General features: G+C 70.1%; 26 protein-coding genes. 14 read left to right on the forward strand and 12 right to left on the reverse strand.

Going from position 1 to position 26,259, the window contains the following annotated elements; all coding sequences use genetic code 11:
- Window positions 1–147: 147 nt before the first annotated feature.
- From ASC98_RS09445 to ASC98_RS09455, 3 genes are read right to left on the reverse strand one after another with little or no spacing between them, the layout of a single operon-like run.
- A complete protein-coding gene (locus ASC98_RS09445) occupies window positions 148–1,071 on the reverse strand; it encodes an NAD(P)-dependent oxidoreductase (protein ID WP_056816493.1) in 924 nt (307 codons plus the stop codon).
- Window positions 1,068–1,766, reverse strand: a complete 699-nt coding sequence (locus tag ASC98_RS09450; RefSeq protein WP_056816495.1) for an RraA family protein — start codon at window positions 1,764–1,766, stop codon at window positions 1,068–1,070. The genes ASC98_RS09445 and ASC98_RS09450 overlap by 4 nt, the downstream gene beginning before the upstream one ends.
- A gap of 20 nt (window positions 1,767–1,786) precedes the next feature.
- On the reverse strand, window positions 1,787–2,767 hold the full coding sequence (locus ASC98_RS09455) for a tripartite tricarboxylate transporter substrate binding protein (RefSeq protein ID WP_056816498.1): 981 nt from the start codon (window positions 2,765–2,767) through the stop codon (window positions 1,787–1,789).
- Between the two features lie 126 nt (window positions 2,768–2,893).
- Between ASC98_RS09455 and ASC98_RS09460 the strand changes: the two genes are divergently transcribed.
- Window positions 2,894–3,796, forward strand: coding sequence for a LysR family transcriptional regulator (locus ASC98_RS09460; protein WP_056816503.1), 903 nt, complete (start codon window positions 2,894–2,896; stop codon window positions 3,794–3,796).
- Window positions 3,797–3,906: 110 nt separating this feature from the next.
- Window positions 3,907–4,479 carry a YceI family protein gene (locus ASC98_RS09465; protein WP_056816506.1) on the forward strand — a complete coding sequence of 191 codons (573 nt, stop codon included), beginning with the start codon at window positions 3,907–3,909 and terminating at the stop codon, window positions 4,477–4,479.
- 16 nt (window positions 4,480–4,495) lie between these two features.
- Here the strand turns inward: ASC98_RS09465 and ASC98_RS09470 are convergent, their stop codons facing one another.
- Window positions 4,496–5,005, reverse strand: coding sequence for a DUF4142 domain-containing protein (locus ASC98_RS09470; RefSeq protein ID WP_056816509.1), 510 nt, complete (start codon window positions 5,003–5,005; stop codon window positions 4,496–4,498).
- Window positions 5,006–5,156: 151 nt separating this feature from the next.
- Between ASC98_RS09470 and ASC98_RS09475 the strand changes: the two genes are divergently transcribed.
- Genes ASC98_RS09475 through ASC98_RS09500 form a run of 6 tightly spaced genes read left to right on the forward strand, consistent with a single transcriptional unit; the run spans window position 5,157 to window position 11,416 of the window.
- The gene (locus ASC98_RS09475; protein ID WP_056816511.1) at window positions 5,157–5,885 is read left to right on the forward strand and encodes a 2Fe-2S iron-sulfur cluster-binding protein; all 729 of its coding nucleotides are present in this window, start codon (window positions 5,157–5,159) and stop codon (window positions 5,883–5,885) included.
- Window positions 5,886–5,896: 11 nt separating this feature from the next.
- On the forward strand, window positions 5,897–6,886 hold the full coding sequence (locus ASC98_RS09480) for a xanthine dehydrogenase family protein subunit M (protein ID WP_056816514.1): 990 nt from the start codon (window positions 5,897–5,899) through the stop codon (window positions 6,884–6,886).
- 29 nt (window positions 6,887–6,915) lie between these two features.
- Window positions 6,916–9,132, forward strand: coding sequence for a xanthine dehydrogenase family protein molybdopterin-binding subunit (locus ASC98_RS09485; RefSeq protein ID WP_056816517.1), 2,217 nt, complete (start codon window positions 6,916–6,918; stop codon window positions 9,130–9,132).
- A gap of 16 nt (window positions 9,133–9,148) precedes the next feature.
- Window positions 9,149–10,102, forward strand: coding sequence for an MBL fold metallo-hydrolase (locus tag ASC98_RS09490; protein ID WP_056816520.1), 954 nt, complete (start codon window positions 9,149–9,151; stop codon window positions 10,100–10,102).
- 34 nt (window positions 10,103–10,136) lie between these two features.
- A complete protein-coding gene (locus ASC98_RS09495; protein ID WP_056816522.1) occupies window positions 10,137–10,922 on the forward strand; it encodes an SDR family NAD(P)-dependent oxidoreductase in 786 nt (261 codons plus the stop codon).
- Window positions 10,919–11,416 carry a GFA family protein gene (locus ASC98_RS09500; protein ID WP_056816524.1) on the forward strand — a complete coding sequence of 166 codons (498 nt, stop codon included), beginning with the start codon at window positions 10,919–10,921 and terminating at the stop codon, window positions 11,414–11,416. The genes ASC98_RS09495 and ASC98_RS09500 overlap by 4 nt, the downstream gene beginning before the upstream one ends.
- A gap of 6 nt (window positions 11,417–11,422) precedes the next feature.
- Here the strand turns inward: ASC98_RS09500 and ASC98_RS09505 are convergent, their stop codons facing one another.
- Window positions 11,423–11,878, reverse strand: a complete 456-nt coding sequence (locus ASC98_RS09505; protein ID WP_056816527.1) for a MarR family winged helix-turn-helix transcriptional regulator — start codon at window positions 11,876–11,878, stop codon at window positions 11,423–11,425.
- A 69-nt stretch (window positions 11,879–11,947) separates the two neighbouring features.
- Here ASC98_RS09505 and ASC98_RS09510 point away from each other — a divergent pair, with 69 nt between their 5' ends.
- From ASC98_RS09510 to ASC98_RS30245, 4 genes are all read left to right on the forward strand, one after another.
- Window positions 11,948–12,487: a PaaI family thioesterase gene (locus ASC98_RS09510; protein ID WP_056816530.1), complete on the forward strand. Its 540-nt coding sequence runs from the start codon at window positions 11,948–11,950 to the stop codon at window positions 12,485–12,487.
- Between the two features lie 20 nt (window positions 12,488–12,507).
- Entirely contained in the window at window positions 12,508–12,897 is a 390-nt protein-coding gene (gene gloA, locus ASC98_RS09515) for a lactoylglutathione lyase (RefSeq protein WP_056816532.1), read from the forward strand.
- A gap of 23 nt (window positions 12,898–12,920) precedes the next feature.
- Window positions 12,921–14,216, forward strand: a complete 1,296-nt coding sequence (locus ASC98_RS09520) for an MFS transporter (protein ID WP_056816535.1) — start codon at window positions 12,921–12,923, stop codon at window positions 14,214–14,216.
- A gap of 75 nt (window positions 14,217–14,291) precedes the next feature.
- Window positions 14,292–15,326 carry a hypothetical protein gene (locus ASC98_RS30245; RefSeq protein WP_157597642.1) on the forward strand — a complete coding sequence of 345 codons (1,035 nt, stop codon included), beginning with the start codon at window positions 14,292–14,294 and terminating at the stop codon, window positions 15,324–15,326.
- 42 nt (window positions 15,327–15,368) lie between these two features.
- Here the strand turns inward: ASC98_RS30245 and eda are convergent, their stop codons facing one another.
- The 5 genes from eda to ASC98_RS09555 form a co-directional block, all read right to left on the reverse strand.
- The gene (gene eda, locus ASC98_RS09535) at window positions 15,369–15,995 is read right to left on the reverse strand and encodes a bifunctional 4-hydroxy-2-oxoglutarate aldolase/2-dehydro-3-deoxy-phosphogluconate aldolase (RefSeq protein ID WP_056816545.1); all 627 of its coding nucleotides are present in this window, start codon (window positions 15,993–15,995) and stop codon (window positions 15,369–15,371) included.
- A 31-nt stretch (window positions 15,996–16,026) separates the two neighbouring features.
- The gene (edd, locus tag ASC98_RS09540; RefSeq protein ID WP_056816547.1) at window positions 16,027–17,844 is read right to left on the reverse strand and encodes a phosphogluconate dehydratase; all 1,818 of its coding nucleotides are present in this window, start codon (window positions 17,842–17,844) and stop codon (window positions 16,027–16,029) included.
- An 87-nt stretch (window positions 17,845–17,931) separates the two neighbouring features.
- Entirely contained in the window at window positions 17,932–19,953 is a 2,022-nt protein-coding gene (locus ASC98_RS09545; RefSeq protein WP_056816550.1) for an AsmA family protein, read from the reverse strand.
- 4 nt (window positions 19,954–19,957) lie between these two features.
- Entirely contained in the window at window positions 19,958–20,494 is a 537-nt protein-coding gene (locus tag ASC98_RS09550; RefSeq protein WP_056816553.1) for a pyridoxamine 5'-phosphate oxidase family protein, read from the reverse strand.
- A 129-nt stretch (window positions 20,495–20,623) separates the two neighbouring features.
- On the reverse strand, window positions 20,624–21,115 hold the full coding sequence (locus ASC98_RS09555; RefSeq protein WP_056816556.1) for an OmpA family protein: 492 nt from the start codon (window positions 21,113–21,115) through the stop codon (window positions 20,624–20,626).
- 43 nt (window positions 21,116–21,158) lie between these two features.
- Here ASC98_RS09555 and ASC98_RS09560 point away from each other — a divergent pair, with 43 nt between their 5' ends.
- Window positions 21,159–21,779 carry a gamma-glutamylcyclotransferase gene (locus ASC98_RS09560; protein ID WP_056816558.1) on the forward strand — a complete coding sequence of 207 codons (621 nt, stop codon included), beginning with the start codon at window positions 21,159–21,161 and terminating at the stop codon, window positions 21,777–21,779.
- Here the strand turns inward: ASC98_RS09560 and ASC98_RS09565 are convergent.
- Window positions 21,776–22,408, reverse strand: a complete 633-nt coding sequence (locus ASC98_RS09565; RefSeq protein ID WP_056816562.1) for an NTP transferase domain-containing protein — start codon at window positions 22,406–22,408, stop codon at window positions 21,776–21,778. The genes ASC98_RS09560 and ASC98_RS09565 overlap by 4 nt on opposite strands.
- 175 nt (window positions 22,409–22,583) lie before the next feature.
- On the opposite strand from ASC98_RS09565, the gene pdxH reads away from it, so the two are divergent.
- The gene (gene pdxH / locus ASC98_RS09570; protein ID WP_056819901.1) at window positions 22,584–23,219 is read left to right on the forward strand and encodes a pyridoxamine 5'-phosphate oxidase; all 636 of its coding nucleotides are present in this window, start codon (window positions 22,584–22,586) and stop codon (window positions 23,217–23,219) included.
- Here the strand turns inward: pdxH and ASC98_RS09575 are convergent, their stop codons facing one another.
- Window positions 23,220–26,252, reverse strand: coding sequence for a PAS domain-containing protein (locus ASC98_RS09575; RefSeq protein WP_057479990.1), 3,033 nt, complete (start codon window positions 26,250–26,252; stop codon window positions 23,220–23,222).
- Window positions 26,253–26,259: the final 7 nt, after the last annotated feature.

The following is a 26,259-nucleotide window of genomic DNA, read 5'->3' on the forward strand; positions in this document are numbered from 1 at the left end:
AAAGGCCTTCTGGCGATCGGGTGGCAGGGCGACGATTTCGTCCTGGCGCATGTGCATGCGGGCTCCTTGCTGCTCACAGGAGGCGTGGCGCCTCCAACAGTGTTCAGCCTGACCGAAACCGGTGCATCGGTTCTTCATCGAAGTTCCTCAGCGGTTCAGCACGGCCAGCGCGTTCTTCACCGCGCCCACGCCCATCTTCACGTAGGCCTGCGCCGTCACGCCGCCGATGTGCGGGCTGAGCGTGATGCGGGGTTCGCCGTGGAAGGGATGCGGTGCCGTCATCGGCTCGACGGCGAAACTGTCGAGGCCGGCGCTCGCGACCTGCCCGCTGCGCACCGCGTCGAGCAGGGCCGGCTCGTCGATCAGGCCGCCGCGGGCGGTGTTGACGACGATCACGCCCCGCCTGCACGTGGCCAGCGTCCGCGCATCGATCAGCTTCGCGTTGTCGGCCGTCAGCGGGCAGTGCAGCGAGATCGCGTCGGACCCGCGCCAGATCGCCTCGAGGTCCACGCGCTCGACAGGGGCCGGCAGCTCCTTCGCATACGGATCGAAACCGAGCACGCGCATGCCCATCGCATCGGCGATGCGCGCGACACGCAGGCCGATGGCCCCGAGGCCGACGAGGCCCAGCGTGCGTCCTTCGAGCTCGACGCTCTTGTGCGTCGCCTTGTCCCAATGGCCGGCATGCATGCGCGCATCGAGCGCCACCACCGACTTCGCGCAGGCCAGCAGCAACGCCATCGCGTGCTCCGCCACCGCCGCCGCATTCGCGCCCGCCGCGGCAACGACCTCGATGCCGCGCGCTGCCGCGGCCGCCTTGTCGATCGTGTCGGTGCCGCTGCCGTGCTTGGAGATCACCTTCAGGCTCGGCGCCGCCGCCATCGCGGCGTCGCCCACGCTGCCGTAGCGCACGATGATCGCGACCGGGTCGTGATGCTGGCAGAGCGCGACGATGTCGTCGTCGGTCGGCGCCTTGCCGGCATAGATCACCTCGTGGTCGCCCAGCAGCGCCAGCGCCGCAGCGGCAAGGTCGGCGCCGGTGACAAGGAAGACGGGCTTGCCGGCGCTCACAACGATTCCCCTTCGCGGATCACGCCGGCCGCGCGCAGCGCAGCGTCGAGCCAGCCCGGGCGCAGCGCCTTGCGGCTGCGGATGTCGGCGATGCGCTGCGTTTCGGCCGCGACCTTCCCGGCCGCCAGCGGCAGCATCGCCGCGGCCTTCTCGCGCTCGATCACCGTCACGCCGTCGGCATCGCCGACCACCAGGTCACCGGGCTTCACCGTCACACCACCGACCGAGATCGGGTGATTCAGCCGGCCCGCGACACCCTTGGTCGGGCCATTCGGGTTGAGCCCGGCCGCGAACATCGGGAAGCCGAGTTCGCGGATGGCCTCGCTGTCGCGCACCGCGCCGTCGATCACGACGGCGGCCACGCCGAGCGCTGCGGCCTGCTGGCTCATGATCTCGCCCATCAACGCGCTGCCCAGGTCACCCTTGCCGTCGACGACGATCACGTCGCCCGGCTTCGCCACCGCCAGTGCGGCGTGGATCATCAGGTTGTCGCCAGGACGCACCTCGACCGTGAGCGCCGGGCCGGCGAAGCGCATCGACGGTGCGAGCGGCGCGATGCGTCCGTGCAGGCCGCCGCGGCGCCCCGCCACATCGGCCAGGATGGACGACGGGAACCGGGCGGCCTGCGCGACGACGTCGGCAGTCACGCGTTCGAAGTCCCGGATCACGTCGGGCCATGCGGCAGCTGGACTCATGCGAATCTCCTTGAAAACAGTCAATCGACCTTGGCGCCGGAGTCCTTGACGACCCTGCCCCAGCGCGGGATCTCGTCCCTGATCAGCGCAGCGAACTGCTCGGGCGTGCCACCCGCCGGGTCGGCGCCTTCGTCGCCCAGCCGCTTCGCGAGTTCGGGCTGCTTCAGCGCCTTGTTGAACTCGGCATTCAGCTTCGCGATCACGTCGCGGGGCGTTCCGGCAGGCGCCAGCAGCCCGAACCAGGTCACCGCGTCGAACCCCTTGTAGCCGGACTCGCTGATCGTCGGCACCTCCGGCAGGTCGTCGACGCGACCGACCGACGTGACGGCCAGCGCGCGCACCTTGCCCTGCCGGATGTGGGGCAGCAGCGTCGGAACGGAGGCCATGTAGAAGTCCACGTTGCCGCCGATGACGTCGGTCATCGCCTGCGACGCGCCCTTGTACGGCACGTGCTGCGTCTTCACGCCCGCTGCCTTCTGGAACATCTCGCTCGTCAGGTGCGCGACGGTGCCGTTGCCGGGCGACGCGAAGTTCAACAGACCGGGGCGGGCCTTCGCGGCGCTCACGGCATCGGCCAGCGTCTTGTACGGCATCGGCAGGCCGGTGACCATCACCAGCGGCGCGTTGGCCAGCAGCACGATCGGCGCCAGGTCTTTCTGCGGATCGTAGGGAAGCCTGGCGTACAGCGTCGGGTTGATCGCCAGGTTGCTCGACTGGCCGAGCACGATCGTGTAGCCGTCCGCCGGCGACTTGGCCACCGAATCGACGCCGAGGTTGCCGCCTGCGCCCGGCTTGTTGTCGATCACGAAGGTCCAGCCAGTGGCCTTCGCGACCCGCTGGCTGGTCTCGCGGGCGATGATGTCCGTGCCGCCGCCGGGCGGGAACGGGACGACGATCCGGATCGGCTTGGCCGGCCAGGCCTCCGACCAGGCCGGGGAGAAAGCGCCGCCGCCGAGGGTGGCCGCAACGAGCGCGAGGATCGCGCGTCGGGTCAGGTGCATGGTGTCTCCGTGGGTGCCTCGTGCGCCTCGTCGATGACGGGCGTCGGGTCTGGCAGCCAGTATTGGCATGGCGCGGCGTACAGTCCAATCAATACTTTCTTCAGACCCATAGATGGAGCTTTTGCAATGGACCTGCGGGACCTGCGCTACTTCGAGACCATCGCCGAACTGCAGCACCTGGGGCGCGCTTCGGCGCGACTGCACCGCACGCAGCCCGCGCTGACGAGCAGCATCCGGCGGCTGGAGGCCGACTGCGGGGCGGCACTGTTCGAGCGGTCGGGACGAGGCATCCGGCTGACCGAGGCGGGCAAGGTGCTGCTGAAGTGGGCGCAGCGCATGCGCTTCGACGTCGAGGACGCGAAACGCGAGCTGCAGTCGATCGGCGCCGGCCTGACCGGCCATGTGCGGATCGGCATCGTGCCGACCGCAGCCCAGTTCCTGCTGCCCGCGGTGGCCCGGCAGCTGCTGCGGGAAGCGCCCGACGTGACGCTGCGCACGGTGGTCGGGCTGATCGACAGCCTGAAGCCGCAGTTGCGGGCCGGCGAGCTGGACCTGATGGTGGGCACCGAGAGTGCTGCCGAAGACGGCTGGGTCTCCAATGCGCTGGCCGAAGACACGATCGTCGTGGCGGCCAGCGCGAGGCACCCGGTCTTCCGGTCTGCCATGACGCTCAGGAACCTGGCCGATCACTCATGGGCGCTCCAGCCCCCCGGCGCCCCGACGCGCGACTGGCTCGACCATGCGTTCGACCGCCAGGGCCTGCCGCGTCCACGCGTGCAGGTGGAGACCACGATGCTGCTGATGTTGCCGACGCTCATCGTGCAGACCGGCCTGCTGAGCTTCATCTCGCGCCATCACCTCGAAGGCAAGGCACGCATCCCGGGCCTGAAGGAGGTGCCGGTCAAGGGCGCCGCGATGCGGCGGCGGCTGGTCGTCACCTACCGGGCCAACAGCTTCCTGTCCCCGGCGGCGCGCAGGCTGCTGCAGTTGTTCGAGCAATCCGCCTCGGCCCCCCAGGTTTCCGAATGAGCGGCGTGTCGATGGGCCCGCATGTCGATTCGCGTGCGGCTGGTTCGTCGTGGGAATGAAGGCACCGAGAATCGCGGTGCCGTTCACCTCAACCCTTCCAGGAGAACCCCATGCGCCTCGCCCTGTTTGCCATCGCCGGCCTGCTGACCGCCACCGCCACGCACGCCGCCCCGGTCACCTACAAGATCGACCCCGACCACACCTACCCGAGCTTCGAGGCCGACCACCTGGGCATCTCGGTGTGGCGTGGCAAGTTCAACAAGAGCAGCGGCACGGTGCACTACGACAAGGCCACCGGCACCGGCGACCTCGACGTCACCGTGCTGCCGGCGAGCATCGACTACGGCCAGGACGCACTGAACAAGTGGGCCCAGGGCAAGGACCTGTTCGACGTCAAGAAGCACCCGAAGGTGGTCTACCGCGGCCGCTTCGACAAGCCGGTCGACGGCGTCCCGACCGAAGTGACCGGGGAGCTGACGATGCACGGCGTGACGAAGCCGGTGACGCTGAAGCTGAACTGGCTGCGCTGCATGCCGCACCCGATGCTGAAGCGCGAGATGTGCGGCGCCGACGCCGTCACGACGATCCGGCGCGACGAATTCGGCATGGATGTCGGCAAGGACTACAAGTTCAACATGGACGTCACGCTGCGCATCCAGGTCGAGGCGATCGCCGGGCAGTGACCCGGCGACCGGCCCGTCAGGGCTTCGCGTTCTGCAGCGAGCGTGCCATCTCCAGATGGTGCTGCAGCCCCGGCAGCGTCTTCTGCGCAAACGCCTTCACGTCGGCGTCCTTGGCCTCGCTGGCCGCCTGCTGGAACAGCTTCACGGTGTCTTCGTGGGCCTTCACGCCGAAGGCCTTCACGTAGCGCTCGTCGAATTTCTTGTCGTCGCCGACGTCGATCATCGTCAGCTCGCCCTTCTGCGTGATCGACGGGCCGTCCGGCAGGTCGACCTTCTTGCTGGCGGCCAGCGCCTTCAGTTCGTCGCCGACCTTCGTGTGGTCGTCAATCATCTTCTGCGCGAAGTCCTTGACGTCGGCGCGTTGCGCCTTCGTCTGCGCTCGCTTGCTGGCCTCCACCTCGGCGTTGCCGGCCTGTGCGGCTTCCTTCATGAACGCGGCGTCCGAACGGGCATGCGCGGCGGTGGCCGCGACGCTGCCGAGCGCGCCGAGGATCAACAGGGTCGAGAGTCGTGCGGTGAGTTTCATCGTGGGCCTTTCAGTGCGGAAAAACACCAGTCTGGCGATCACGGCAGGCCCCGACTGTCGGCCGGCTCCGAGTTGGGCGTAGGACGCGGACTGCAGTGCACGGCACGTCGTTTGCCGTGCGTCGGCATTGCCAGCCGCAGGAGCCCGCCGCATGTCAGATCCCCTCGACGACGCCGACCGCGCCGCCCGCCACCCCCACCCCGCGCTGCCGGCTCCGACCCGTCGCGGCTTCCTGAAGTCGGCCGGCGCCGCGACCGGTGCGCTGGCCACCGCACTGCCCGGCACGCCGGCCGCCGCGGCACCGGCCACCGCGGCAGCGCTGCCGCCCCCACCGCGCCCCGCCCCGCCGCCACGGCGCATCACGCTGACCGTCAACGGCGCTCGCCACGAGCTGCTGGTCGAAGCGCGCGTCACGCTGCTCGACGCGCTGCGCGAGCAGCTCGCGCTGTACGGCACCAAGAAGGGCTGCGACCGCGGCCAGTGCGGCGCCTGCACCGTGCTGGTCGACGGCCGCCGCATCAACAGCTGCCTGACGCTCGCGGTGATGCAGGAAGACCGCGCGATCACCACCATCGAAGGCCTCGGCCGGCCCGGCGCGCTGCACGCGATGCAGGCGGCGTTCATCGAGCACGATGCGTTCCAGTGCGGCTACTGCACCCCCGGGCAGATCTGCTCGGCCGTTGCGCTGGTGCAGGAGGCGCGCGACGGCCAGGCCAGTGCGGTCACCGCCGACCTGCACCGGCCGGCCGCGCCCGCTGGCGACGACCTCACCGACGACGAGATCCGCGAGCGCATGAGCGGCAACCTGTGCCGCTGCGGTGCATACCCGAACATCGTGAAGGCGGTGCGCGTCGTCGCCGCGATCCGACCGATCGCCTGAGGAGCCCCGCGATGGACAACATCGACTACCAGCGGCCCGCGTCGGTCGACGAGGCGATCCGCCTCGCGCAGCAACCGGGCACCGCCTTCATCGGCGGCGGCACCAACCTGCTCGACCTGATGAAGGGCGGCGTCGCGCGGCCGATGCGGCTTCTCGACGTGACGCGGCTGCCCGGCCGCGAGATCGCGCAGCTGCCGGACGGCGGCCTGCGCCTCGGCGCCGGCGTTCCGAACAGCGATGCCGCGAACCACCGGCTGGTGCGCGAGCGCTACCCGCTGCTGGCGCGGGCGCTGCTGTCGGGCGCGTCGGCGCAGCTGCGCAACATGGCGACCGTCGGCGGCAACCTGATGCAGCGCACGCGCTGTTCGTACTTCACCGACACCGGCTTCGGCGCCTGCAACAAGCGCGAGCCCGGCAGCGGCTGCGCGGCGATCGGCGGCTTCAACCGCATGCACGCGATCCTCGGCACCAGCGAGGCGTGCATCGCGACGCACCCATCGGACATGTGCGTCGCGCTGGCCGCGTTGCGCGCCACCGTGCGGGTGCGCGGCGCGCAGGGCGAGCGCACGATCCCGATGACCGATTTCCACCGGCTGCCGGCGGCCCGGCCCGAGCTCGACACCGTGCTGCAGCCGGGCGAACTGATCGTGTCGGTCGACCTGCCGGCCTCGCGCTTCGCGCAGCGCCATGCCTACCTGAAGCTGCGCGACCGCGCGAGCTATGCGTTCGCGCTGGTGTCGGTGGCGGCCGCGCTCGACGAGCGCGACGGTGCGGTCGCCGATGCGGCGCTGGCGCTCGGCGGCGTCGCGCACAAGCCCTGGCGCGTGCTGGCGGCCGAGCAGGCGCTGGTCGGCCGGCCGCTGTCGGACGCATCGGTCGCCGACGCGACGCGCCTGCTGCTCGACGGCGCGCGCGGCTTCGGCCACAACGACTTCAAGATCGAGCTGGTTCGCCGCGCGGTGGCGCGCGCGCTGGCACAGGCCCACGCGAGCACGGGCTGATCGGCATCCACAGAACACGAAGGGATCCCATGGACCGCCCGTTGACCGGACAACCGCTGGACCGCACCGATGGCCCGCTGAAGGTGAGCGGGCAGGCCCGCTACGCCGCCGAGTTCACGCTGCCGCGCATGGTGCACGCGCAGATGGTGCTGAGCACCGTGCCGAGCGCGCGCCTGCATCGCATCGACAGCCGGGCCGCGCTCGGCGTGCCCGGCGTGCTGATGGTGATGACGCACGAGAACGCGATGCGCCTGCCGAAAGGCGGCAAGGCCGCGGTGAAACCGCCGGCCGGCCGTGTGCTGACGCTGCTGCAGGACGACCAGGTGCACTACAACGGCCAGCCGGTCGCGCTGGTGGTGGCCGAGACGCTGGAGCAGTGCCGCGAGGCCGCGCGCCGCGTCGCCATCACCTATGCACCGTTGCCCGATGCGGCACTCGACCTCGCGGCGCCACGGGCCACGGCCTACGCGCCGAAGGAGGTGCAGCAGCAGAAGCCCGACACCTCGCGCGGCGACCTGGCCGCCGGCATGCAGGCGGCAAGCCAGGTGGTGTCGGCGCTGTACACCACGCCGGTCGAGCACCACAACCCGATGGAGCCGCATGCGACGCTCGCCGCGTGGAGCGGCGAGAAGCTGGTGCTGTACGACGCGACGCAGTATGTCAGCGGCGACCGCGACACCGTCGCCAAGACGCTGGGCATCTCGCCCGAGCAGGTGCAGGTGATCTGCCCGTATGTCGGCGGCGGCTTCGGCTGCAAGGGCTCGACCTGGACGCACGTGGTGCTGGCGGCGATGGCCGCGCGCCAGGTCGGCCGGCCGGTGCGGCTGGTGCTGGAGCGGCCGCAGATGTTCGGCTCGGTGGGCAACCGGCCGCGCACCGAGCAGGCGCTGTCGGCCGCGGCCGATGCGAAAGGCACGCTGACGGCGCTGCGCCACGAGGTGGTCAGCGAGACCTCGATGCTCGAGGACTGGGTCGAGCCGTCGTCGCTGTGCACCCGCATGCTGTACGCCTGCGCGAACGTCGCGACGACGCAGCGGCTGGTGAAGCTGAACATCGCGACGCCCACCTTCACCCGCGCGCCCGGCGAGGCGACCGGCACCTTCGCGCTCGACAGCGCGATCGACGAGCTGTCGTACCGGGTCGGCATCGACCCGCTGGAGATGCGGCTGCGCAACCATGCCGACACCGACCTGCACAAGAAGCTGCCGTTCTCCAGCAAGTCGCTGCGCGAATGCTGCCGCGTCGGCGCCGAGCGCTTCGGCTGGGCGCGCCGCGACCCGCGGCCGCAGTCGATGCGCGACGGCCGCTGGCAGGTCGGCTGGGGCGTGGCCACCGCCACCTACCCGACCAACCGCAGCCCCGCCGAGGCGCTGGCCCGGCTGCTGCCGGACGGCTCGGCGCTGGTGCAATCGGGCTCGCAGGACCTGGGCACCGGCACGTACACGATCATGACCCAGGTGGCCGCCGATGCGCTGGGGCTGCCGGTGAAGCGCGTGCGCTTCGAGCTGGGCGATTCGGCGATGCCGAAGGCGCCGGTGTCGGGCGGCTCGCAGACCGCCGCCAGCGTCGCGCCGGCGGTGAAGCAGGCCTGCGAGGCGGTGCGCGCGAAGCTGGTCGCGCTGGCGGTGGCCGATGCGGCGTCGCCGCTGCACGGCCAGAGCCCGCAGGCGGTGGTCGTCAGCGACGGCTGGCTGCGGCCGCAGGGCGATGCGTCGCGCGGCGAGCCGGTGGCCGCGGTGCTGGCGCGCCACGGCGGGCAGCCGATCGAGGCGCGCAGCGAATCGAAGCCGGGCGCGGAGCGCGAGCAGTTCTCGATGCATGCGTTCGGCACGGTGTTCGCCGAGGTGCGCGTCGACGCCGAGCTGCGCGAGATCCGCGTGCCGCGCATCGTCGGCGCCTACGGCATCGGCCGGCTGCTGAACGAGAAGACCGGCCACAGCCAGCTGATGGGCGGGATCGTCTGGGGCGTCGGCCTCGCGCTGATGGAAGAGACCTGGCGCGATCCGCGCAACGGCCGCTTCGTCAACGCCAACCTGGCCGACTACCACGTGCCGGTGAATGCCGACATCGGCAGCATCGAGACGCTGGTGGTGCCGGAGGACGATCCGCATGTGAACCCGCTGGGCGCGAAAGGCATCGGCGAGATCGGCATCACCGGCGTCGGCGCGGCGATCGCGAATGCGGTGTTCCATGCGACGGGCAAGCGGGTGCGCGAGTTGCCGATCACGCTCGACAAGCTGATCTGACGGCAGAATCCGGGGCATGGTCGACACCCTGCCCTTCGTGCAACGGCTCGCGCACGACATCCACGTCATCGACACCGGCTTCCATCGCCCGGCGTTCGACGCCTGCTACCTGGTGGTCGAGAACGGCCGCGGCGCCTTCATCGACACCGGCACCACGCATTCGCTGCCGCGGCTGCTGGCGGCCGTCGACGCGGCGGGCCTGCAGCGCGCCGACGTCGACTGGGTCATCGTCACGCACGTGCACCTGGACCACGCCGGCGGCGCCGGCGCGCTGATGCGCGAACTGCCGGCCGCGAAGCTGCTGGCGCACCCGCGCGGCGCGCGCCACATGGTCGAGCCGCTCGCGCTGCTGAACGGCGCCCGCGCGGTGTACGGTGCGCAGGAGGTGACGCGGGCTTACGGCGAGGTGGTGCCGGTGCCGGCCGAGCGGGTCGTCAACAGCCACGACGGCATGGTGATCGAGCTGGCCGGCCGGCCGCTGCTGCTGATCGACACGCCGGGCCACGCCCGCCACCACCACTGCATCTGGGACGAGCGCAGCCGCGGCTTCTTCACCGGCGACACCTTCGGCCTGAGCTACCGCGAGTTCGACACCGCGCAGGGCCCGTGGCTGCTGCCGACCACGACGCCGGTGCAGTTCGAGCCCGATGCGCTGAAGCAGTCGGTGCGGCGCATGCTCGACTTCCGCCCCGAGCGGCTGTACCTCACGCACTACGGCTGCGTCGAGAACGTGCCGCGGCTCGGCGAGATGATGCTGGCGCAGGTCGACGAGATCGTCGCGCTCGGCGAGCGGATGCGCCCGCTGCCGGCACCGGCCCGCCATGCGGCGCTGATGGCAGGCCTGTCCGACCTCTACTGGGCCCGGCTGCAGCAGTTCGGCAGCCCGGTGCCGCGCGACGACGCGATGGCGCTGCTCGCGATGGACCTGGAGCTGAACGCGCAGGGCATCGGGATTTGGCTCGACCGCTGAAGGGTCCTAAACTCGACCGCTTTCGGGAGCCTCCATGAAACCGGTCCAGTTCAACCTGCACGGGCAGGTCATCGTGATCACCGGCGCGTCGCAAGGCATCGGCGCGGCCTGCGCGCAGCGGCTCGCGCGCGACGGCGCCGCAGTGGCGCTGTGGGACGTCGACGACACGCGCGGCGCGGCACTTGCGGCGACGCTCACCGCCGAAGGCCAGCGCGCCACCTACCTGCACTGCGACGTCTCGAAGAAGGCCGAGGTCGACGCCGCGCTGGCCGGCACGCTCGCCGCGTTCGGCCGCGTCGACGGGCTGGTCAACAACGCCGGCATCTTCAAGGCCGCCGATTTCCTCGAGATCACCGAAGCCGACTGGGACGCGGTGATCGACATCAACCTGAAGGGCTCGTTCCTGGTCGGCCAGGCGGTCGCGCGCGCGATGGTGAAGACCGGCGGCGGCGCGATCGTCAACATGAGCTCGGTCAACGGCGTGATGGCGATCCCGAGCATCGCCAGCTACAACGCGAGCAAGGGCGGCATCAACCAGCTGACGCGGGTGATGGCGTTGTCGCTGGCCGACCACGGCATCCGCGTCAACGCGGTGGCGCCCGGCACCATCGCGACCGAGCTCGCGAAGAACGCGGTGCTGGGCAGCGAGGAGGCACGCGCCCGCATCATGAGCCGCACGCCGATGAAGCGGCTCGGCGAGCCCGGCGAGATCGCCGACGTGGCCGCCTTCCTGCTGAGCAGCGCAGCGAGCTACATGACCGGCGAGATCGTCTATGTCGACGGCGGGCGGCTGACGTTGAACTACACGGTGGCGACATGAGCGCCGCGGCCGGCAACGCGACCGCGCCGCTCGAAGGCGGCTGCCTGTGCGGGCGCGTCCGCTACCGTGCCGCGCCGGAGAAGCGCGAGGGCTACTACTGCCACTGCCGCATGTGCCAGCTGGCCTTCGGCAACACGCGCGTGCCGTTCCTGAACCTGCGGCAGGACCAGGTCGAGTGGCTGACCGAGCCGCCGCAGACCTACGCGTCGTCGAAGTTCGCGCTGCGCGGCTTCTGCGGCACGTGCGGCACGCCGCTGAGCTTCGCGTACCAAGGTTCGCAGAACATGGACCTGTCGGTCGGCAGCCTCGACGACCCGTCGGCGATCACGCCGGTGTCGCATTTCGCGATCGAGTCGAAGGTGGCGAACTGGGAGGTCGACGACGGGCTGCCGGGCACGCGGCTCGATGAGCATGTGAAGCTGACCGAGCGCTGGAAGCAGGCCTACGGCGACGACGTGCAGCCGGGCGTGCAGGCGACCCGGCAGGCGACCTGAACGCGCTCAAGCCTCGTTCATTGCCTCCAGGCATTCGTCGATCAGCGCGTGCAGCCGCATCACGCGCTCGTCGCCCAGGCGCTCGTTGAACGCCAGCTGTGCCCGCTTCCACTCGCGCCGCGCTTCGTCGCGCTTGACGCGGCCGGCCGCGGTGGCCTCGACGACGCGGCTGCGGCCGTCTTCGCCCGGCCCGACCGTGACCCACCCCTGGGCGACCAGCGGCTGCAGGTTGCGCGTCAGCGTCGACGCATCCATCTCCATGTGGGCAGCGAGCGCGCCCGGCTTCAGCGGCCCGAGGCTGACCACCTGCGACAGCAGCGAGTACTGCGTGGTCTTCAGGCCGGCGTCGGTGACGATGCGGTCGAAGTGCTGGCTGACGCGGCGTGACAGCTGCCGCAGCTTCAGGCTGCTGCAGCCGCTGGGCGTCGACGGCTTCGTTTCGGTTCCGGGATGGCTTGGCATGACCAGACGATTGTAGCTACAATCGTTGCAGATACAACTCTTCGCGACTGCCCCGCGGCGCGACCGACCATGGACACACCCGTCGATGCCGCTGCCGTGCAGTCCCAATGGGAAACCGAGGCGGCGGCCCGCCGTGAACGCCTGCTGCCACCCGGCGTCGCCAGGCCGGAGCAGGCCACCGGGCTGAGCGGGCTCGAATTCTTCCAGGCCATCTTCGACGGCCGGCTGCCCCCACCGCCGATCGGCGAGACGATGGATTTCCTGCCGATCGAGATGACGCACGGCCGCGCGGTGTTCCAGGGCACGCCGCTGCTGCGCCACTACAACCCGCTCGGCACGGTGCACGGCGGCTGGATCGCGACGCTGCTCGATTCGTGCGTCGGCTGCGCGGTGCACACCACGCTCGCCGCCGGCAAGGCCTACACGACGGCCGAACTGAAGATCAACTACGTGCGGGCCGTCACGCACCGCGTGCCGGTGCTGCGCGCGATCGGCAGCGTGATCCACGTCGGCGGCCGCATGGCCACCGCCGAAGGCCGCCTGGTCGGTCCCGACGGCAAGCTGTACGCGCACGCGTCCACCACCTGCTTCATCTTCGACGCTTCCTGAGACCTTCCGAGACCTCCACCATGCGACTCCTCCACACCATGCTGCGTGTCGGCGACCTGCAGCGCTCGATCGACTTCTACACGAACATCATGGGCATGACGCTGCTGCGCCAGTCCGAGAACCCGTCGCAGCACTATTCGCTCGCCTTCCTCGGCTACGGCCCGAACCCGGAGCATGCCGAGCTGGAGCTGACCTACAACCACGGCGTCAGCTCGTACGAGCTCGGCACCGCCTACGGCCACATCGCGATCGCGGTGCCCGACGCGGCCGCGGCCTGCGACCGCATCCGCGCCGGCGGCGGCAACGTCACGCGCGAGGCCGGCCCGGTCAAGGGCGGCACGACCGTCATCGCCTTCATCACCGATCCGGACGGCTACAAGGTCGAACTGATCGAACGCCGCTTCGACTGAGCGCTGCGCCGAGGACACCCGCCATGCTCTCCCAACGCATCTCCACCTCGCTCGGCCGCCGCGGCATCCACTATGCGTGGGTGGTCGCCGCCGTCACCTTCTTCGCGATGCTGACCACCTCGGCTGCCCTCGGCCTGCCGGGCGCGATGCTGCAGCCGCTGTCGAAGGAGTTCGGCTGGACCACCGACCAGCTGTCGTCGGTGTTCGCGGTGCGCTTCGCGCTGTTCGGGCTGCTCGGGCCGTTCGCGGCGATCTTCATCGCGCGCTTCGGCCTGCCGCGCATCATGGTGGCGGCCGCCACCTTCATCGCGGTCGCGATGGTGCTGGCCACCGGCGTCACGCAGCTGTGGCAGCTGTTCCTGCTGTGGGGGCTGGTGCTCGGCTGCGGCACCGGGCTCACCGCGCTGGTGCTGGGCGCGATGGTCGCGAACCGCTGGTTCACGGCCAACCGCGGGCTGGTGGTCGGCCTGTTCGCCGCGAGCACCGCGACCGGCCAGCTGATCTTCCTGCCGCTGGCGGCCTGGATCATCGAGCACCACGGCTGGCGCTATGCGGTGATCCCGATCTTCGTCGCCTGCGTGATCGTCGTCGCGCTCGTCACCTTCTTCATGCGCAACCACCCGAGCGAGCTGGGGCTGCTGTCGCTCGGCGAGCCCGAAGGCACCGCGCTGCCACCGGTGCCGGCCGCCGCGCCGCTGAACTTCCTCGGTCCGTTCAAGGTGCTGCGCGAGGCGGCGCACAACCGCACGTTCTGGATCCTCGCGCTGAGCTTCTTCATCTGCGGACTCAGCACCAACGGCCTGCTGCAGACGCACTTCATCTCGCTGTGCAGCGACAACGGGCTGTCGGCCGTGCCGGCGGCGTCGGTGCTGTCGATGATGGGCGCGTTCGACCTGGTCGGCACCACGCTGTCGGGCTACCTGTCCGACCGCTACGACAACCGCAAGCTGCTGTTCTGGTACTACGGGCTGCGCGGGCTGTCGCTGTTCTGGCTGCCGTATTCCACGTTCACGCTGTACGGCCTCGCGACCTTCGCGATGTTCTACGGCCTCGACTGGATCGCGACCGTGCCGCCCACCGTGAAGCTCGCGGCGCAGGAGTTCGGCAAGGAACGCGCCGGCATGGTTTTCGGCTGGGTGTTCGCTTCGCACCAGCTGGGCGCAGCGGTCGCGGCCTATGGCGCGGGGCTGACGCGCACGCTGCTGCTCACGTACAACCCGGCGTTGTTCGCGGCCGGCGCGGCCTGCCTGGTGGCGGCGGTGTCGGTGCTGTTGATCAGGCGGCAGGCAACGGCCTCGGCTGCCTTGAAGACGGCATAGCCAGTTGCAGGTTGGTCGGAACTTGCATGCGAGAGAGGTTACTCAGTGGGCTCATCCGCATCGAGGCTCTTCGCCATGGCAGTCCGCAATTCACCCCGGTTCAATTCCTCGAAAGCTTTTTCAACCGACTCCACACCAGAACTGCGAGAAATCTCGGCTCAGGACATGCTCGATGCCGCACGCCGAAATGGACACATTGACTACAGCGTGAAAGAACTGAACAGAAAGCTGACAGCAGCGGAGGTTGATCATCTCAAACACGCTCTTGAGTCTTTGAAGATCAACGACGAGATCGAGAACGTCACCGAATTTGACATCTCCGGACAGGAATTGGGTGACCACGAGGTTGCAGCCCTTGTGCAGGCAGTGACGCACAAAGATCTGCAATACCTGAATCTCGAAAGCAACAACCTCACCGTCGAATTTCGAAAGACTCTCAGATCCCTTGCGGAGAAAAAAATCACCGATATTCGCTATATTTCGCTGACCGGAAACCTACTCGGTACAGGAACTCCGCAGAAAGTACGTTCATTGGCAATCAGGTTGCAAAACCTGTGCAGCAACAATCCATCGCTGAGTATCGACGCAATCAACAACAGCTTCTCCGACGATTTCATCTCAGAACTGCACAACATCAGAGATGAAGATGGCGTGCGCCGTATCTGTGCGGAAAGAGAACTGTCAGAGCCATACCGGTCTACAAAACAACCCTCCGTCCAATCAACTGCTGATCAACAGCCGCACGGCTCATCCAAGCCATTTCGACCGACACCGAATCCCTTCGTCGCACTATTTTGCCGTCAGTCCGGAACATCACGAGCGGAAGACGCACTTTGCGACCTGTGGAGGCAACTCCTGAAGGCTGCTCTTGGCGGCGTCGCAGTAACGAGAACAGGCCAGACCTTCTCGTGTGGCCACCTCCCTGCAGAAATGGAAGTGCGCACGAGCCTCATCGAGTTGCTTCAAGGAGAGACAGAGAGCCCGGTCGACGGTGAAGAACTCACGCTGGTATTCGAGACAAACGAGGGCCAAGCTCGACTGACCCGAACGATGGCCAATTCACCGACCATCGCGGCGACGTTCATTCAGGCGGCCTGCATCATCGACTAGCGAGCCTTGCCGCCGGCCGACGAACAAGGCCACCAAGGGCGATCACGCCACACGCAGCGCGCTCGCCTCGCGGGCCAGCGCCGTGATCCGCCCCCAGTCCTTCGCCTTCACCGCATCGGCCGGCGTCAGCCACGAGCCGCCGCACACCTTGACGTTCGGCAGCGCGAGGAACTGCGGCGCGGTCTCGAGCGTGATGCCGCCGGTCGGGCAGAACACCACGTCGGTGAACGGGCCGGCCAGCGCCTTCAGCATCGGGATGCCGCCGGCCTGCATCGCCGGGAAGAACTTCAGGAAGAAATAGCCGTCGGCGTTGGCCTGCATCACCTCGCTGCCGGTGGCGGTACCGGGCAGCAGCGGCAGCCCCATCTCGCGGCAGGCGCGGCCGATCTCGCTGGTGTAGCCGGGGCTCACCGCGAATTGGCAGCCGGCGTTCAGCGCGGCCTTCGCGTCGGCGACGCTGCGCACCGTGCCGGCGCCGAGGATGGCCTCGGGCACTTCCTTCGCGATCGCTTCCATGCACTGCAGCGCCACCGGCGTGCGCAGCGTCACTTCGAGCACCTTGACGCCGCCCTCGACCAGCGCACGGGCCATCGGCACCGCGTCGGCCGGCTGGTTGATGACGATCACCGGGATCACCGGGCCATGGCCGGCCAGTTCGAGCGTGTTCATGCGGGGTTCTCTTGTCGAAGGTTTGAAAGGTTCAGAGCCAGGTGACCGCGCCCTGCTCGGCGCTCAGCACGTTGCGGCGCATGCCGCCGAACAGGTCGCGGCCCAGGTCGTGGGTGTTGTTCTCCTGCTGCTGCGCGTCGATCTGCGCGACCTCGCGGGCCGCCCATTCTGCGTCGGGCACCAGCGCCTGCAGCGTGCCGGCGACCGCATCGAGCCGGATGACGTCGCCGTTGCGCACCTTGCCGAGCGGCCCGCCGCCCAGCACCTCGGGGCTGACGTGGATCGCCGCCGGCACCTTGCCCGACGCACCGCTCATGCGGCCGTCGGTGACCAGCGCCACCTTGAAGCCCTTGCCCTGCGCCACCGCGAGCGGCGGCGTCAGCTTGTGCAGCTCGGGCATCCCGTTGGCACGCGGCCCCTGGAAGCGCACGACCGCGACGAAATCCCGCTCCAGCTCGCCGGCCTTGAACGCCGCCAGCAGTTCTTCCTGTGCATTGAAGACCAGCGCCGGCGCCTCGACGATGTGCCGGTCCTCCGGCACCGCCGAGGTCTTGATCACCGCGCGACCGAGGTTGCCGGTCAGCAGCTTCAGGCCGCCCGACGGGCTGAACGGCGCGGCGGCGGTGCGCACCACGCTGTCGTCGCCGCTCTGCGCCGGCAGCGCCGACCAGCCCAGCCGTTCGCCATCGCCGTGCGGCAGCTTGCCGTACGCCGCGATGCCGCCTTCGGCCACCGCGGCGACGTCTGCGTGCATGTAGCCTGCATCGAGCAGCTCGCGGATCACGAAGCCCGGGCCGCCGGCCGACTGGAACTGGTTCACGTCGGCACTGCCGTTCGGGTAGACGCGCGCCAGCAGCGGCGTCGCATGCGACAGCTCCGAGAAATCGGTCCAGTCGATCAGGATGCCGGCGGCGCGTGCCACCGCGACCCAGTGGATCAGGTGGTTGGTCGAGCCGCCGGTGGCCAGCAGCGCGACCATCGCGTTGACGATCACCCGCTCGTCGACCAGGCGGCCGATCGGCGTGAAGCGGCCGTTGCCCTGCGTGATCGCCAGCGCCGCGCGCACCGCTTCGCGCGTCAGTGCCTCGCGCAGTTGCGCATGCGGGTGCACGAACGCCGCGCCGGGCACGTGCAGCCCCATCGCCTCGAGCAGCATCTGGTTGCTGTTGGCGGTGCCGTAGAAGGTGCAGGTGCCGGCGCCGTGGTACGCGGCCGATTCGGCTTCGAGCAGCTGGTCGCGGCCGACCAGGCCTTGCGCGTACTTCTCGCGCACCTTCGATTTCTCGGTGTTCGACAGCCCGGTGCCCATCGGCCCGGCCGGCACGAACACGCAGGGCAGGTGCCCGAAATGCAGCGCGCCGATCAGCAGGCCCGGCACGATCTTGTCGCACACGCCGAGCAGCAGCGCGGCATCGAACACGTCATGCGTCAGCGCGACCGCGGTGCCCATCGCGATGGTGTCGCGCGAGAACAGGCTGAGCTCCATGCCGGGCAGGCCCTGCGTGACGCCGTCGCACATCGCCGGCACGCCGCCAGCCACCTGCACCGTCGCGCCATGGCGATGCGCTTCGTCGCGGATGATGTCGGGGAAGCGTTCGTAGGGCTGGTGCGCCGACAGCATGTCGTTGTACGACGTGACGATGCCCAGGTGCGGCGAGCGCTGCGCGACCACCTTGAACTTGTCGTTCGCCGGCAGCGCGGCGAAGGCATGCGCGACGTTGGCGCAGCCCATGCGGTCGGAGCCGCGCTGGCGCATCGCCAGCTTGTCGATGCGGGCCAGGTAGGCGGTGCGCGTCGGCGCGCTGCGCTCGCGGATGCGGTGGGTGACTTCCTGCAGGGCTTGTTTCATGGGCGGCACCTCGCGGCCGGCGTCGTAACCAGGCCTTGGAGTATCGCGTAACCAAGTTACAGCGTCAAATCAAGACGACCGGTGGCCTCACGGTTGGGCATGCTGCTTCGCCCGTTCCAGCAAGGCGTTGCAGCCTTCGCCGGTCGGTTGCCGTTCGCCGACGTCGACCAGCGGGATCAGCGCCGCCAGCGGGTTCAGCAGGCCGAGCAGCACGCTGGCGCCGACCTTGCGCGCAAGCGGCGCCTTCTCGAGCGAGATCTTCGGGTCGCTGAAGCTGCCCTGCACGCGCAGCGGCGTGCGCAGCGCGAGCGGGCTGAAATCCTTGGGCGTGACGACCGCGCGCAGGTCCATGTTCTCTTCGGCGAGCGACAGCGTGCCGTCGGCCCAGACCGTCGAATCCTTGGTGTCGACCACCATCGCGCGCGGCCGCAGCACGCCCTTCTTCGCCTGCAGGTCGACCAGCGCGCAGTCGATCGTCAACAGCTCGTCCCCCTTGACCATCACGCCCAGCGCCTGCGCGAGGTCGAGCCCGGCGCCTTCCACCGCCAGATGCGAGACCTTGCCCTCGACGATGCGGGTGACGACGGTGCCGTCGAGGCTGCCGAGGATCTCGGCGGTCGAGCGGCCCTGGCCCTTCAGCTTCGCCTGCCCGATCAGGCGGCCAGTGACGTACGGCGGCTTGTCGGCCGGCCGGCCCTGGTTCAGCCAGCGCTCGAGGCGCACGCCGCTCCAGCGCAGGTCGCTGTCCCACAGCGCGAGCTTGGGCTTGCCGTCCAGCGAGACCGAGCCGGCCAGGCTGCCGTCGGCGGTGCGCGCCAGCAGGTCGGTGATCGCGAGCTTGCCGTCGACCAGCGTCAGGTGGCCGCGCAGCGGCTCCAGCGGCAACGCGAAGATCCGGCCGAGCTCGGCGCGGTCGAAGGCCAGCACCACGTTCGCATCCATCGCACTCAGCGAGGGCAGGTCGAACGCGCGGTTCGGCAGCACGCGATCGCCGGGGCGCTTCGGCGGTTTCTGCTCGGGCGCCACCGCGGGCACCGGGGCCGGCCCGACGCCGATGCTGGGCAGCAGATCGGCCAGCAGCAGCCGCGGCCCCGCGACCTTGCCCGACAGCCGGGGGACCTTCGGGCGCATGTCGTACGTCAACGCGGCATTCAGCCGGCTGTTGCCGACCGTCGCATCGTCGACCAGCACGTTCCACACGTCGCCGCGCTTCGCGACGCGGCCTGCGATCTCGAACGGACCGGTGGTCGGCAGCGTGACGCCCAGCGGATCGCCGATGGCCGACAACGACGCGCCGGTCACGCGCACGCTCCCGGTCATGCCGCCGAGCTTCAGCACGTCGGTCACGGTGCCCTCGAAGCGCAGCGTGGCGCGGCGGCCGGCATCCAGGCGCAGCGTCACCGGCACCGGTGGTGCGGTGTCGTCGCTGTCGAGCAGCGGCATCACGCCGATCGACCGCAGGCCGCCTTCGACCGAGAAGCCGCCATAGGTGCCGCTCGCACGCACGACCAGGCCGGTCATCGGCGCCGAAGCGGCACCGGCGGGTACCGCCGCCGCGGTGTCCTGGTCGGCCAGTCGCACGTCCGCGCGGATGTCGGCCTTCAACGGCGCATCGACGACGGTCAGCTCGCCGTTGGTGACCGACAGCGAGCGCACCCGCGGCAGCCGCGTGCCCTTCTTCTGCTGCGCCTCGGGCTCGCCGAACTGCCAGGACGCGCTGCCGTCGTCCCGGCGCTCGGCGTGCACGACCAGCCGGTCGGCGTGCAGGCGCTTGATGTCCAGCGCATCGCCGCGGTGGGCACGCCACAGCGCGGCATACGCAACGCGCAACTGGGCGTTCTCGGCATGCAGGAAATACGGATCCTTGCTCCACCCGGCGCTGCCGATTTCCAGCAACGGGACGTCGACCCGCAACCCGCCCAGCAGGTGGACGCGCCCCTTGTCGGGCGCGTCGGCCAGGCGGACGTCGCGTTTCAGCGTGTCGGCCAGCATCCGCTGCGCCGGGCCGACCAGGAACGGCCAGCCCAGCGCCTCGCAGACGGCAAAGCCCAGCACCACGACCCCGGCGAGGCCGAGCAGGCTCCACGACCACGCACGACGCCGCGCCACGGGATCACTCGCCGATCAACGAGCGCTGGTGTGCCAGCGGCGGTCGCGCCGGGTTGTTGACGACCTCGTGCTCGCCAAGGCCGACCGGCTTGCCGCCAAGGACAGACGCGGCCATCGCCAGCAGCCGGATCATCTTGCTGCTGTTCGCGTCCCAGTATTCGGCGATGTCGGTGTCGACCCTCAGCAGCACCAGGTCCGGGTCGTCCTTGCCCTGCGGGAACCACGGCTTGGCAGCGGCCGTCCACAACTCGTCGATGCGAGCGCGGTCGTCGACGATCGCGGCCTGGCCGCTGATCGACACGTAGGTCGCATCGTCTTCGTCGGTGAAGGCGAGGTTGACCCGATCGAGCTGGTGCACCTTGGCCGAGCGCTCGCTGGTGAAGAACCAGAAGCTGCCATCGGCGTCGACCTCGAGCGCGGCCATCGGGCGGCCGAGCAGCCGGCCGTCGGGCGCCTGCGTCGTCAGCATCGCGATGTCGATGCCCTCGACCAGGTCGACGATCTTCTTCAGGTTCTCGTGGCGTTGCGGTTGGATCTTCATCGTGCGGCTCCTGCTGAACGGGATTCGTTCGAGCTTAGGCCGCACCCCGGGCAGGCCCTATCGGCGAGGGCCGCCACGGGATGTGCGCGATGTCCTACCCCACTGCAGCGCAGCGGTTGTCGCGCCGCATCACTGCAGGCGGAGTTCGACGCGCCGCGCAGCCTGCGGATCGCCGTCGCCGGTGGTCATCGCCGGCTTGCTGAGCTGCAGGTGGTCGGCGGTGACGCCGTTCGCCTCGAGCGCGTGCTGCACGCGCTGCGCGCGCCGCTTGGCCAGGTCGGCGTTCGCGGCGGCATCGCCGCTGGCATCGTGGAAGCCGGAGATCAGCACGGTGCCGCCGTTCGAGCGGGCCGCTTCGGCGACACGGTTCAGCACGTCGGTGGCGTCGGCCGGCAGGCTGTCCTGGCCGACCTCGAAGTAGATGCGCTCGACCCCGGTTGCCGCCGCGGTGGCGCTGGTGCGTGCGGCGGCTGCGGTGGCTGTCGCCGCCGGGCCCGCCGCGCGCGGCGCCTGCAGCACGCGCGATGCGGCCAGGCCGATGACCCCGGCCAGCACCAGTACCACCACGAAGGCCACGGCCCCCAGCGCGTACTTCTGCACGTCGTCGTCTTGGTCACTCATCGCAGGCTCCCGGCGGAAGAAAAATCATTCTAGAGTGTCGGTCATGCTTGACTCCGTGATCGACACCGCCGTGGCGCCCGTGCGCGACCCGGCCCGACTGCTGGCCGAGGTGCATGCGAGCTGGGGCGGCCGCGACGACCTGTGGATCTTCGGCTATGCGTCGCTGATCTGGCGTCCCGAGTTCGAAGCCGCCGAGCAGCGGCCGGCGCAGGTGCACGGCTGGCACCGCGCGCTCGAGATGCGTTCGCGCATCAACCGCGGCACGCCCGACTGCCCGGGCCTGGTGTTCGCGCTGGTGGCCGGCGGATCGTGCCGCGGCATGGTCTACCGCATCGAACGAGAGCGCGTCGACGACGAGTTGCCGAGGCTGTGGGCACGCGAGATGCCGACCGGCGTCTACGATGCCCGCTGGCTGCCATGCCGCACCCCGCAGGGGGCGGTGACCGCGCTCGGCTTCACGCTCAGCCGCAGCAGCCCGAATTACACCGGCACGCTGAGCGACGAGTACCTGCTCGGCGTGCTGCGCAGCGCCTGCGGGCGCTATGGCACGACGCTCGACTACCTGATGGAGACGGCGCGCTCGCTGCGCCGGTGCGGCATCCGCGACCGCGGCATCGAGCGGCTGGTGGCGCTGGTCGAGCGGCATTCGCTCGCGACCGGCTAGCGCGAGTCGCCGAAGAGCGCCGGAACGTAAGCCGCCCGCACGCGATCGAGGTCGCCCTCGTTGTCGACATCCATCAGCACACCTGAATCGTCGACATCGACCGCCTGCGCCGGATAGCGCGCCACCAGCCGGCGTGCGCCTTCGTCGCCGGTCAGCATCACCAGCTCGGTGTACAGCTCGGCCGCAAAGCCCACCGGGTGGCCGCGCCGGCCCTTGTACTGCGCATAGCTGACCGGATGGTGCTCCAGCTGCTGCGCGACCGCGACCAGCGTCGACGGCATCACCATCGGCATGTCGCCCGGCAGCACCAGCCAGCCCGACGCATCGGAGCAGGCCGCGACGCCGGACGCGATCGAGAACCCCATGCCGAGGCGCTGCGCATTGACCGGCGCACCGGATCCGACGGTGGGCAGCAGCACGATGTCGCGCGTCGCGACGTGCGATGCGGCCTCTTCGGCCAGCAGCTCGGTGGCGACGACGATCACCGGCAGGTGCGTCGCGAGCGCATGCCGCAGCGTCGTCCCGAGGACGCTGGACGCACCGAGACTCTGCGTGAGCTTGTGCTGCGTGCCGCCGAAACGGGAACCCAGTCCCGCGGCGAGCACGACGATCGCCGGCCGCGCCTTCATGAGGCCATCCCTTCATTCTTGTTGGTCATGGCAGCCGGCGCATCACTGCACGCAAGCCCATGGCAGCAAGAATGGAATCGTTTGCTTTCCGCGGCTAGTGGGGCGTTCACTTAAGGCATTCCCCGCAGGGTGCTCTGTTCCCTGCGGTATCCATTTCTCTGCGACATACTGCAGCATGCCCGACATCGCCGACCTCCGTAAAAGTTACGAACGCGCCGAACTCGACGAGACCGCCTCGCGCAGCGACCCGCTCGAACAGTTCGGGCTGTGGTTCCAGCAGGCGCTCGATGCGCAGGTGCCCGAGCCGAACGCGATGACGCTCGCGACGGTCGGTCCCGACCAGCGGCCGTCGACGCGCATCGTGCTGATCAAGGGCTTCGATGCGCGCGGCCTGGTCTGGTACACGAACTACAACAGCCGCAAGGGCCGCGAACTGGCCGGCCACCCGTGGGCCGCGCTGCAATTCCACTGGGTCGAGCTGGAGCGCGTCGTGCGCATCGAGGGCCGGGTGGAACGCACCAGCGACGCCGAGTCGGATGCGTACTTCCAGTCGCGCCCGCTCGATTCGCGGCTGGGCGCGTGGGCGTCGCCGCAGAGCGAGGTGATCGGTTCGCGCGCGGTGCTGGTGGCCAATGCCGCGAAGGCCGCCGCGCGTTTCGCGCTGAGCCCGCCGCGCCCGCCGCACTGGGGCGGTTTCCGGCTGGTGCCCGACAGCTGGGAGTTCTGGCAGGGCCGCAAGTCGCGCCTGCATGATCGGCTGCGCTACCGGCAGGCCGACGGCGGCTGGCGGCGCGAGCGTCTCGCGCCCTGATCAGCGCACGGCCGGCGCGACGCCGCTGTTCTCGCCGCGCTGCGAGCGCTGCTGCGCCAGGCGGTCCAGTGCGGCGAGGAAGGCCTTGAAGTCGATCGGCTTGGTCCAGTAGTCGTCGAAGCCCGCGTCGCGGGCGCGCGACACGTCTTCGGGCATCGCGTTGGCCGACAACGCGACGATCGCCGTGCCGGCCAGGTCGGGATCGGCACGCAGGCGGCGCAGCACCTCGGCACCGTCGATGTCGGGCAGTTGCATGTCGACCAGCACCAGGTCGGGCCGCGAGCGCTGCGCGAGGCGAACCCCCGACAGGCCGTCGACCGCCACGGCCAGCTCGACGTGGCCCTGCCGCGCAAGCAGTTCCTGCACGAGCAGCACGTTGACCGGGTTGTCCTCGATGTAGAGCAGCCGCAGCGGCGCGACCCGCTGCGCCTGGGCCGGCGCGTCGTGCAGCGACGCGGGCACGGTCTCGGCCGCCGACGCAGGCAGCGGCGACGGCGACGCGCCCCCCGCCGCCGCCCGCAGCACGATGCGGAACTCGCTGCCGCGGCCCGGCTCGCTGTCGACGCCGATCTCGCCGTGCATCAGCTTGACCAGGTGGTGCACGATGGCCAGCCCGATGCCGGTGCCCTGGATCGCCTCGCGCTCCGCGCCGAGCCGGTTGAACGGCTCGAACAGGTGCCGCCGCTGCGCCGCCGACATCCCGCGGCCGTTGTCGCGCACCTTGATCGTCCACGCCGGCGCGCCCTGCCACGTGGCGCGCTCGACGGCCAGCCACACGTTGCCGCCGGCGCGGTTGTACTTGATGGCGTTGCTCATCAGGTTGGCGAGCACCTGCCGCACGCGCCGCGGGTCGCCCAGCACCTGGGCGGCGGTGGGCTCGGCCTGCACGCCGACGCCGGCCTCGTCGGCCTGCAGGCGCGTCCACTGCAGCACATCCTGCAGCGCGGCCTGCAGCGGCACCGCCTCGTGGGCGAGCGGCATGCTGCTCGATTCGATCGACGCGAGGTCGAGCACGTCGTCGATCAGCGCCAGCAGATGCTGGCCGGCCGAGCGGATGCGCTCGACGCGCTCGGCCTGCGGCGCGCTCAGCGGATCGCCGGCATCGGCGGACAACAGCTGCGCGAAACCGAGCACCGCATTGAGCGGCGTGCGCAGCTCGTGGCTCATGCGCGCCAGGAACTCGCTCTTCGCGCGGCTGGCCTGCTCGGCCGCCGCCTTGTCCTGCAGCGCCTGCTCGGCGCGCTTGCGCTCGGTGACGTCCCAGTTGACGCCGAGCAACCGCTCCGGGCGGCCCTGCGCGTCGTGCTGCACATGCCCGCGCGTGGCCAGCCAGCGCACCGAGCCGTCGGGCCAGACCACGCGGAACTCGTGCTCGAGCACGCTCCCGTCGCGCGCCGCCTCGTCCATCTTGCGCTGCAGTTCCGCCACGTCGTCCGGGTGGCGCGAGCCGTCGCGCAGGTCGTTGGCGCCGAGCGGCCCGTCGGGGCGGTGGCCGCGCAGCCGGAACATCTGCGCGTCCCACTGCGACACCTGCGTGCGCAGGTCGCGCTCCCAGGTGCCGATGCCGGCCGATTCGGCGGCGATCATCGTGCGCTCCTGCACGCGCCGCAGCTGCGAGCGGGCACTGTGCAGTTCGGTGATGTCGATGTTGACGCCGAAAGCCATCAGCCGGCCGTTGACACGCTCGCGCCGCGACCAGGCGGAGACCCAGCGCACCTCGCCATCGTCGGCGCGGCGGATGCGGAACTCCGACTGCAGCCCCTGCGGCATGCCGCGCTCGGCGATATCGCCATGGGTCTGCATCGCCGCGCGATCGTCCGGGTGCACCAGGTCCTGCTTCCAGCGCTCCTCGCTCGGCACGCCGTCCTGCGGCGGCAGCCCGTAGATGCGGAACATCTGCTCGTTCCACTCGCCCTGCCGCGCCTCGATGTCGACCGTCCAGATGCCGACGCCGGCGGCGTTGGTGACCATGTCGATGCGGCGCGCGAAAGCCTGCGCCTGTTCACGCTCGGCGATCTGCGCGCTGCGGTCGAGCGAGACGCCGGACAGCGCGATCGCCCGCCCCTTGTCGTCGCGTTCGGCGACGCGGCGCGTCAGCAGGTGCCGGTAGCTGCCGTCGTGGTTCAGGTAGCGCGCCTCGACGTCGACGACGCGGTGCGTCGCGATGGCCTCGTCGGCGGCGCGCAACACGGCGTCGCGGTCGTCGGGATGGATGGTCGAGCGCATGTACTCGAGCGTCAGGCCGTCGGGCGGGCGCGCGATGCCCATCACCTGGTAGCCCCAGTCGTTGAAGTAGATGCGCTGGGTCGCCAGGTCGACGCGCCACACCGACACCGACGCCAGCGTGACCGCGCGGTTCAGCTTGGTCGTGATCGCCTCGACCTCGCGCAGGCGCGTCGTGCCCTCGGTGTCGTCGAGCAGGATGCCGGTCATGCGCACCGGCCGCCCCTGCGGCCCGGGGTGCACCTCGCACAGCGAATGGAACTCCTTGACCTGGCCGTCGGGCAGCACCAGCCGGAACCAGGTCTCGTAGCGGCCCGGCGTCTCGCCGAACCGCGCGTGCTCGCGGCGGAAGCGGTCGCGGTCGTCGGGGTGCACCCGCTCGCTGGCCTGCTCGAACGTGGGCACGCCGCCGGCCGGGTCGAAGCCGCACAGGCGGAACATGTGGACGTCCCAGCGGCCCTCGCCGGTGCGCAGGTCGCGCTCCCAGGCGCCGGTGCGGCCGAACTGCTCGATCAGTTCGAGCCGGGCCGCCGCGACGGACGGCAGCACCAGCCAGGCGAGCCAGCCGCTGTCGAGCCAGACCGAGGTCCAGTCGAGCTCCAGCGTCGAGCCCGGGAACGCCACCCGCCCGCGCCCGCTGGGCACCGGGTGGCGCAGCATCGCCACCAGTTCACGCGCAAGCGCCTGCCAGCCGGCGTCGACGATGCCGTGGTCGGACGCCCACTGCGCCGCGGCGGGGTTCACCTTCCACCGGCCATCGGCCCAGAGCCGCAGTGCAGGAGCAGGCGAGGAGAGCCACAGGGTGTCCATTCGCCCG

The organism is Rhizobacter sp. Root1238, from assembly GCF_001425825.1.
Lineage (GTDB): Bacteria > Pseudomonadota > Gammaproteobacteria > Burkholderiales > Burkholderiaceae_C > Rhizobacter.

Bases quoted from the DNA above. Each gene is read 5' to 3' on its own strand.
- ASC98_RS09450 (WP_056816495.1), bottom strand. From the start codon at position 1,766: ATGAGTCCAGCTGCCGCATGGCCCGACGTGATCCGGGACTTCGAACGC.
- ASC98_RS09455 (WP_056816498.1), bottom strand. From the start codon at position 2,767: ATGCACCTGACCCGACGCGCGATCCTCGCGCTCGTTGCGGCCACCCTC.
- ASC98_RS09460 (WP_056816503.1), top strand. From the start codon at position 2,894: ATGGACCTGCGGGACCTGCGCTACTTCGAGACCATCGCCGAACTGCAG.
- ASC98_RS09465 (WP_056816506.1), top strand. From the start codon at position 3,907: ATGCGCCTCGCCCTGTTTGCCATCGCCGGCCTGCTGACCGCCACCGCC.
- ASC98_RS09470 (WP_056816509.1), bottom strand. From the start codon at position 5,005: ATGAAACTCACCGCACGACTCTCGACCCTGTTGATCCTCGGCGCGCTC.
- ASC98_RS09475 (WP_056816511.1), top strand. From the start codon at position 5,157: ATGTCAGATCCCCTCGACGACGCCGACCGCGCCGCCCGCCACCCCCAC.
- ASC98_RS09480 (WP_056816514.1), top strand. From the start codon at position 5,897: ATGGACAACATCGACTACCAGCGGCCCGCGTCGGTCGACGAGGCGATC.
- ASC98_RS09485 (WP_056816517.1), top strand. From the start codon at position 6,916: ATGGACCGCCCGTTGACCGGACAACCGCTGGACCGCACCGATGGCCCG.
- ASC98_RS09490 (WP_056816520.1), top strand. From the start codon at position 9,149: ATGGTCGACACCCTGCCCTTCGTGCAACGGCTCGCGCACGACATCCAC.
- ASC98_RS09495 (WP_056816522.1), top strand. From the start codon at position 10,137: ATGAAACCGGTCCAGTTCAACCTGCACGGGCAGGTCATCGTGATCACC.
- ASC98_RS09500 (WP_056816524.1), top strand. From the start codon at position 10,919: ATGAGCGCCGCGGCCGGCAACGCGACCGCGCCGCTCGAAGGCGGCTGC.
- ASC98_RS09505 (WP_056816527.1), bottom strand. From the start codon at position 11,878: ATGCCAAGCCATCCCGGAACCGAAACGAAGCCGTCGACGCCCAGCGGC.
- ASC98_RS09510 (WP_056816530.1), top strand. From the start codon at position 11,948: ATGGACACACCCGTCGATGCCGCTGCCGTGCAGTCCCAATGGGAAACC.
- gloA (WP_056816532.1), top strand. From the start codon at position 12,508: ATGCGACTCCTCCACACCATGCTGCGTGTCGGCGACCTGCAGCGCTCG.
- ASC98_RS09520 (WP_056816535.1), top strand. From the start codon at position 12,921: ATGCTCTCCCAACGCATCTCCACCTCGCTCGGCCGCCGCGGCATCCAC.
- ASC98_RS30245 (WP_157597642.1), top strand. From the start codon at position 14,292: ATGGCAGTCCGCAATTCACCCCGGTTCAATTCCTCGAAAGCTTTTTCA.
- eda (WP_056816545.1), bottom strand. From the start codon at position 15,995: ATGAACACGCTCGAACTGGCCGGCCATGGCCCGGTGATCCCGGTGATC.
- edd (WP_056816547.1), bottom strand. From the start codon at position 17,844: ATGAAACAAGCCCTGCAGGAAGTCACCCACCGCATCCGCGAGCGCAGC.
- ASC98_RS09550 (WP_056816553.1), bottom strand. From the start codon at position 20,494: ATGAAGATCCAACCGCAACGCCACGAGAACCTGAAGAAGATCGTCGAC.
- ASC98_RS09555 (WP_056816556.1), bottom strand. From the start codon at position 21,115: ATGAGTGACCAAGACGACGACGTGCAGAAGTACGCGCTGGGGGCCGTG.
- ASC98_RS09560 (WP_056816558.1), top strand. From the start codon at position 21,159: ATGCTTGACTCCGTGATCGACACCGCCGTGGCGCCCGTGCGCGACCCG.
- ASC98_RS09565 (WP_056816562.1), bottom strand. From the start codon at position 22,408: ATGAAGGCGCGGCCGGCGATCGTCGTGCTCGCCGCGGGACTGGGTTCC.
- pdxH (WP_056819901.1), top strand. From the start codon at position 22,584: ATGCCCGACATCGCCGACCTCCGTAAAAGTTACGAACGCGCCGAACTC.
- ASC98_RS09575 (WP_057479990.1), bottom strand. From the start codon at position 26,252: ATGGACACCCTGTGGCTCTCCTCGCCTGCTCCTGCACTGCGGCTCTGG.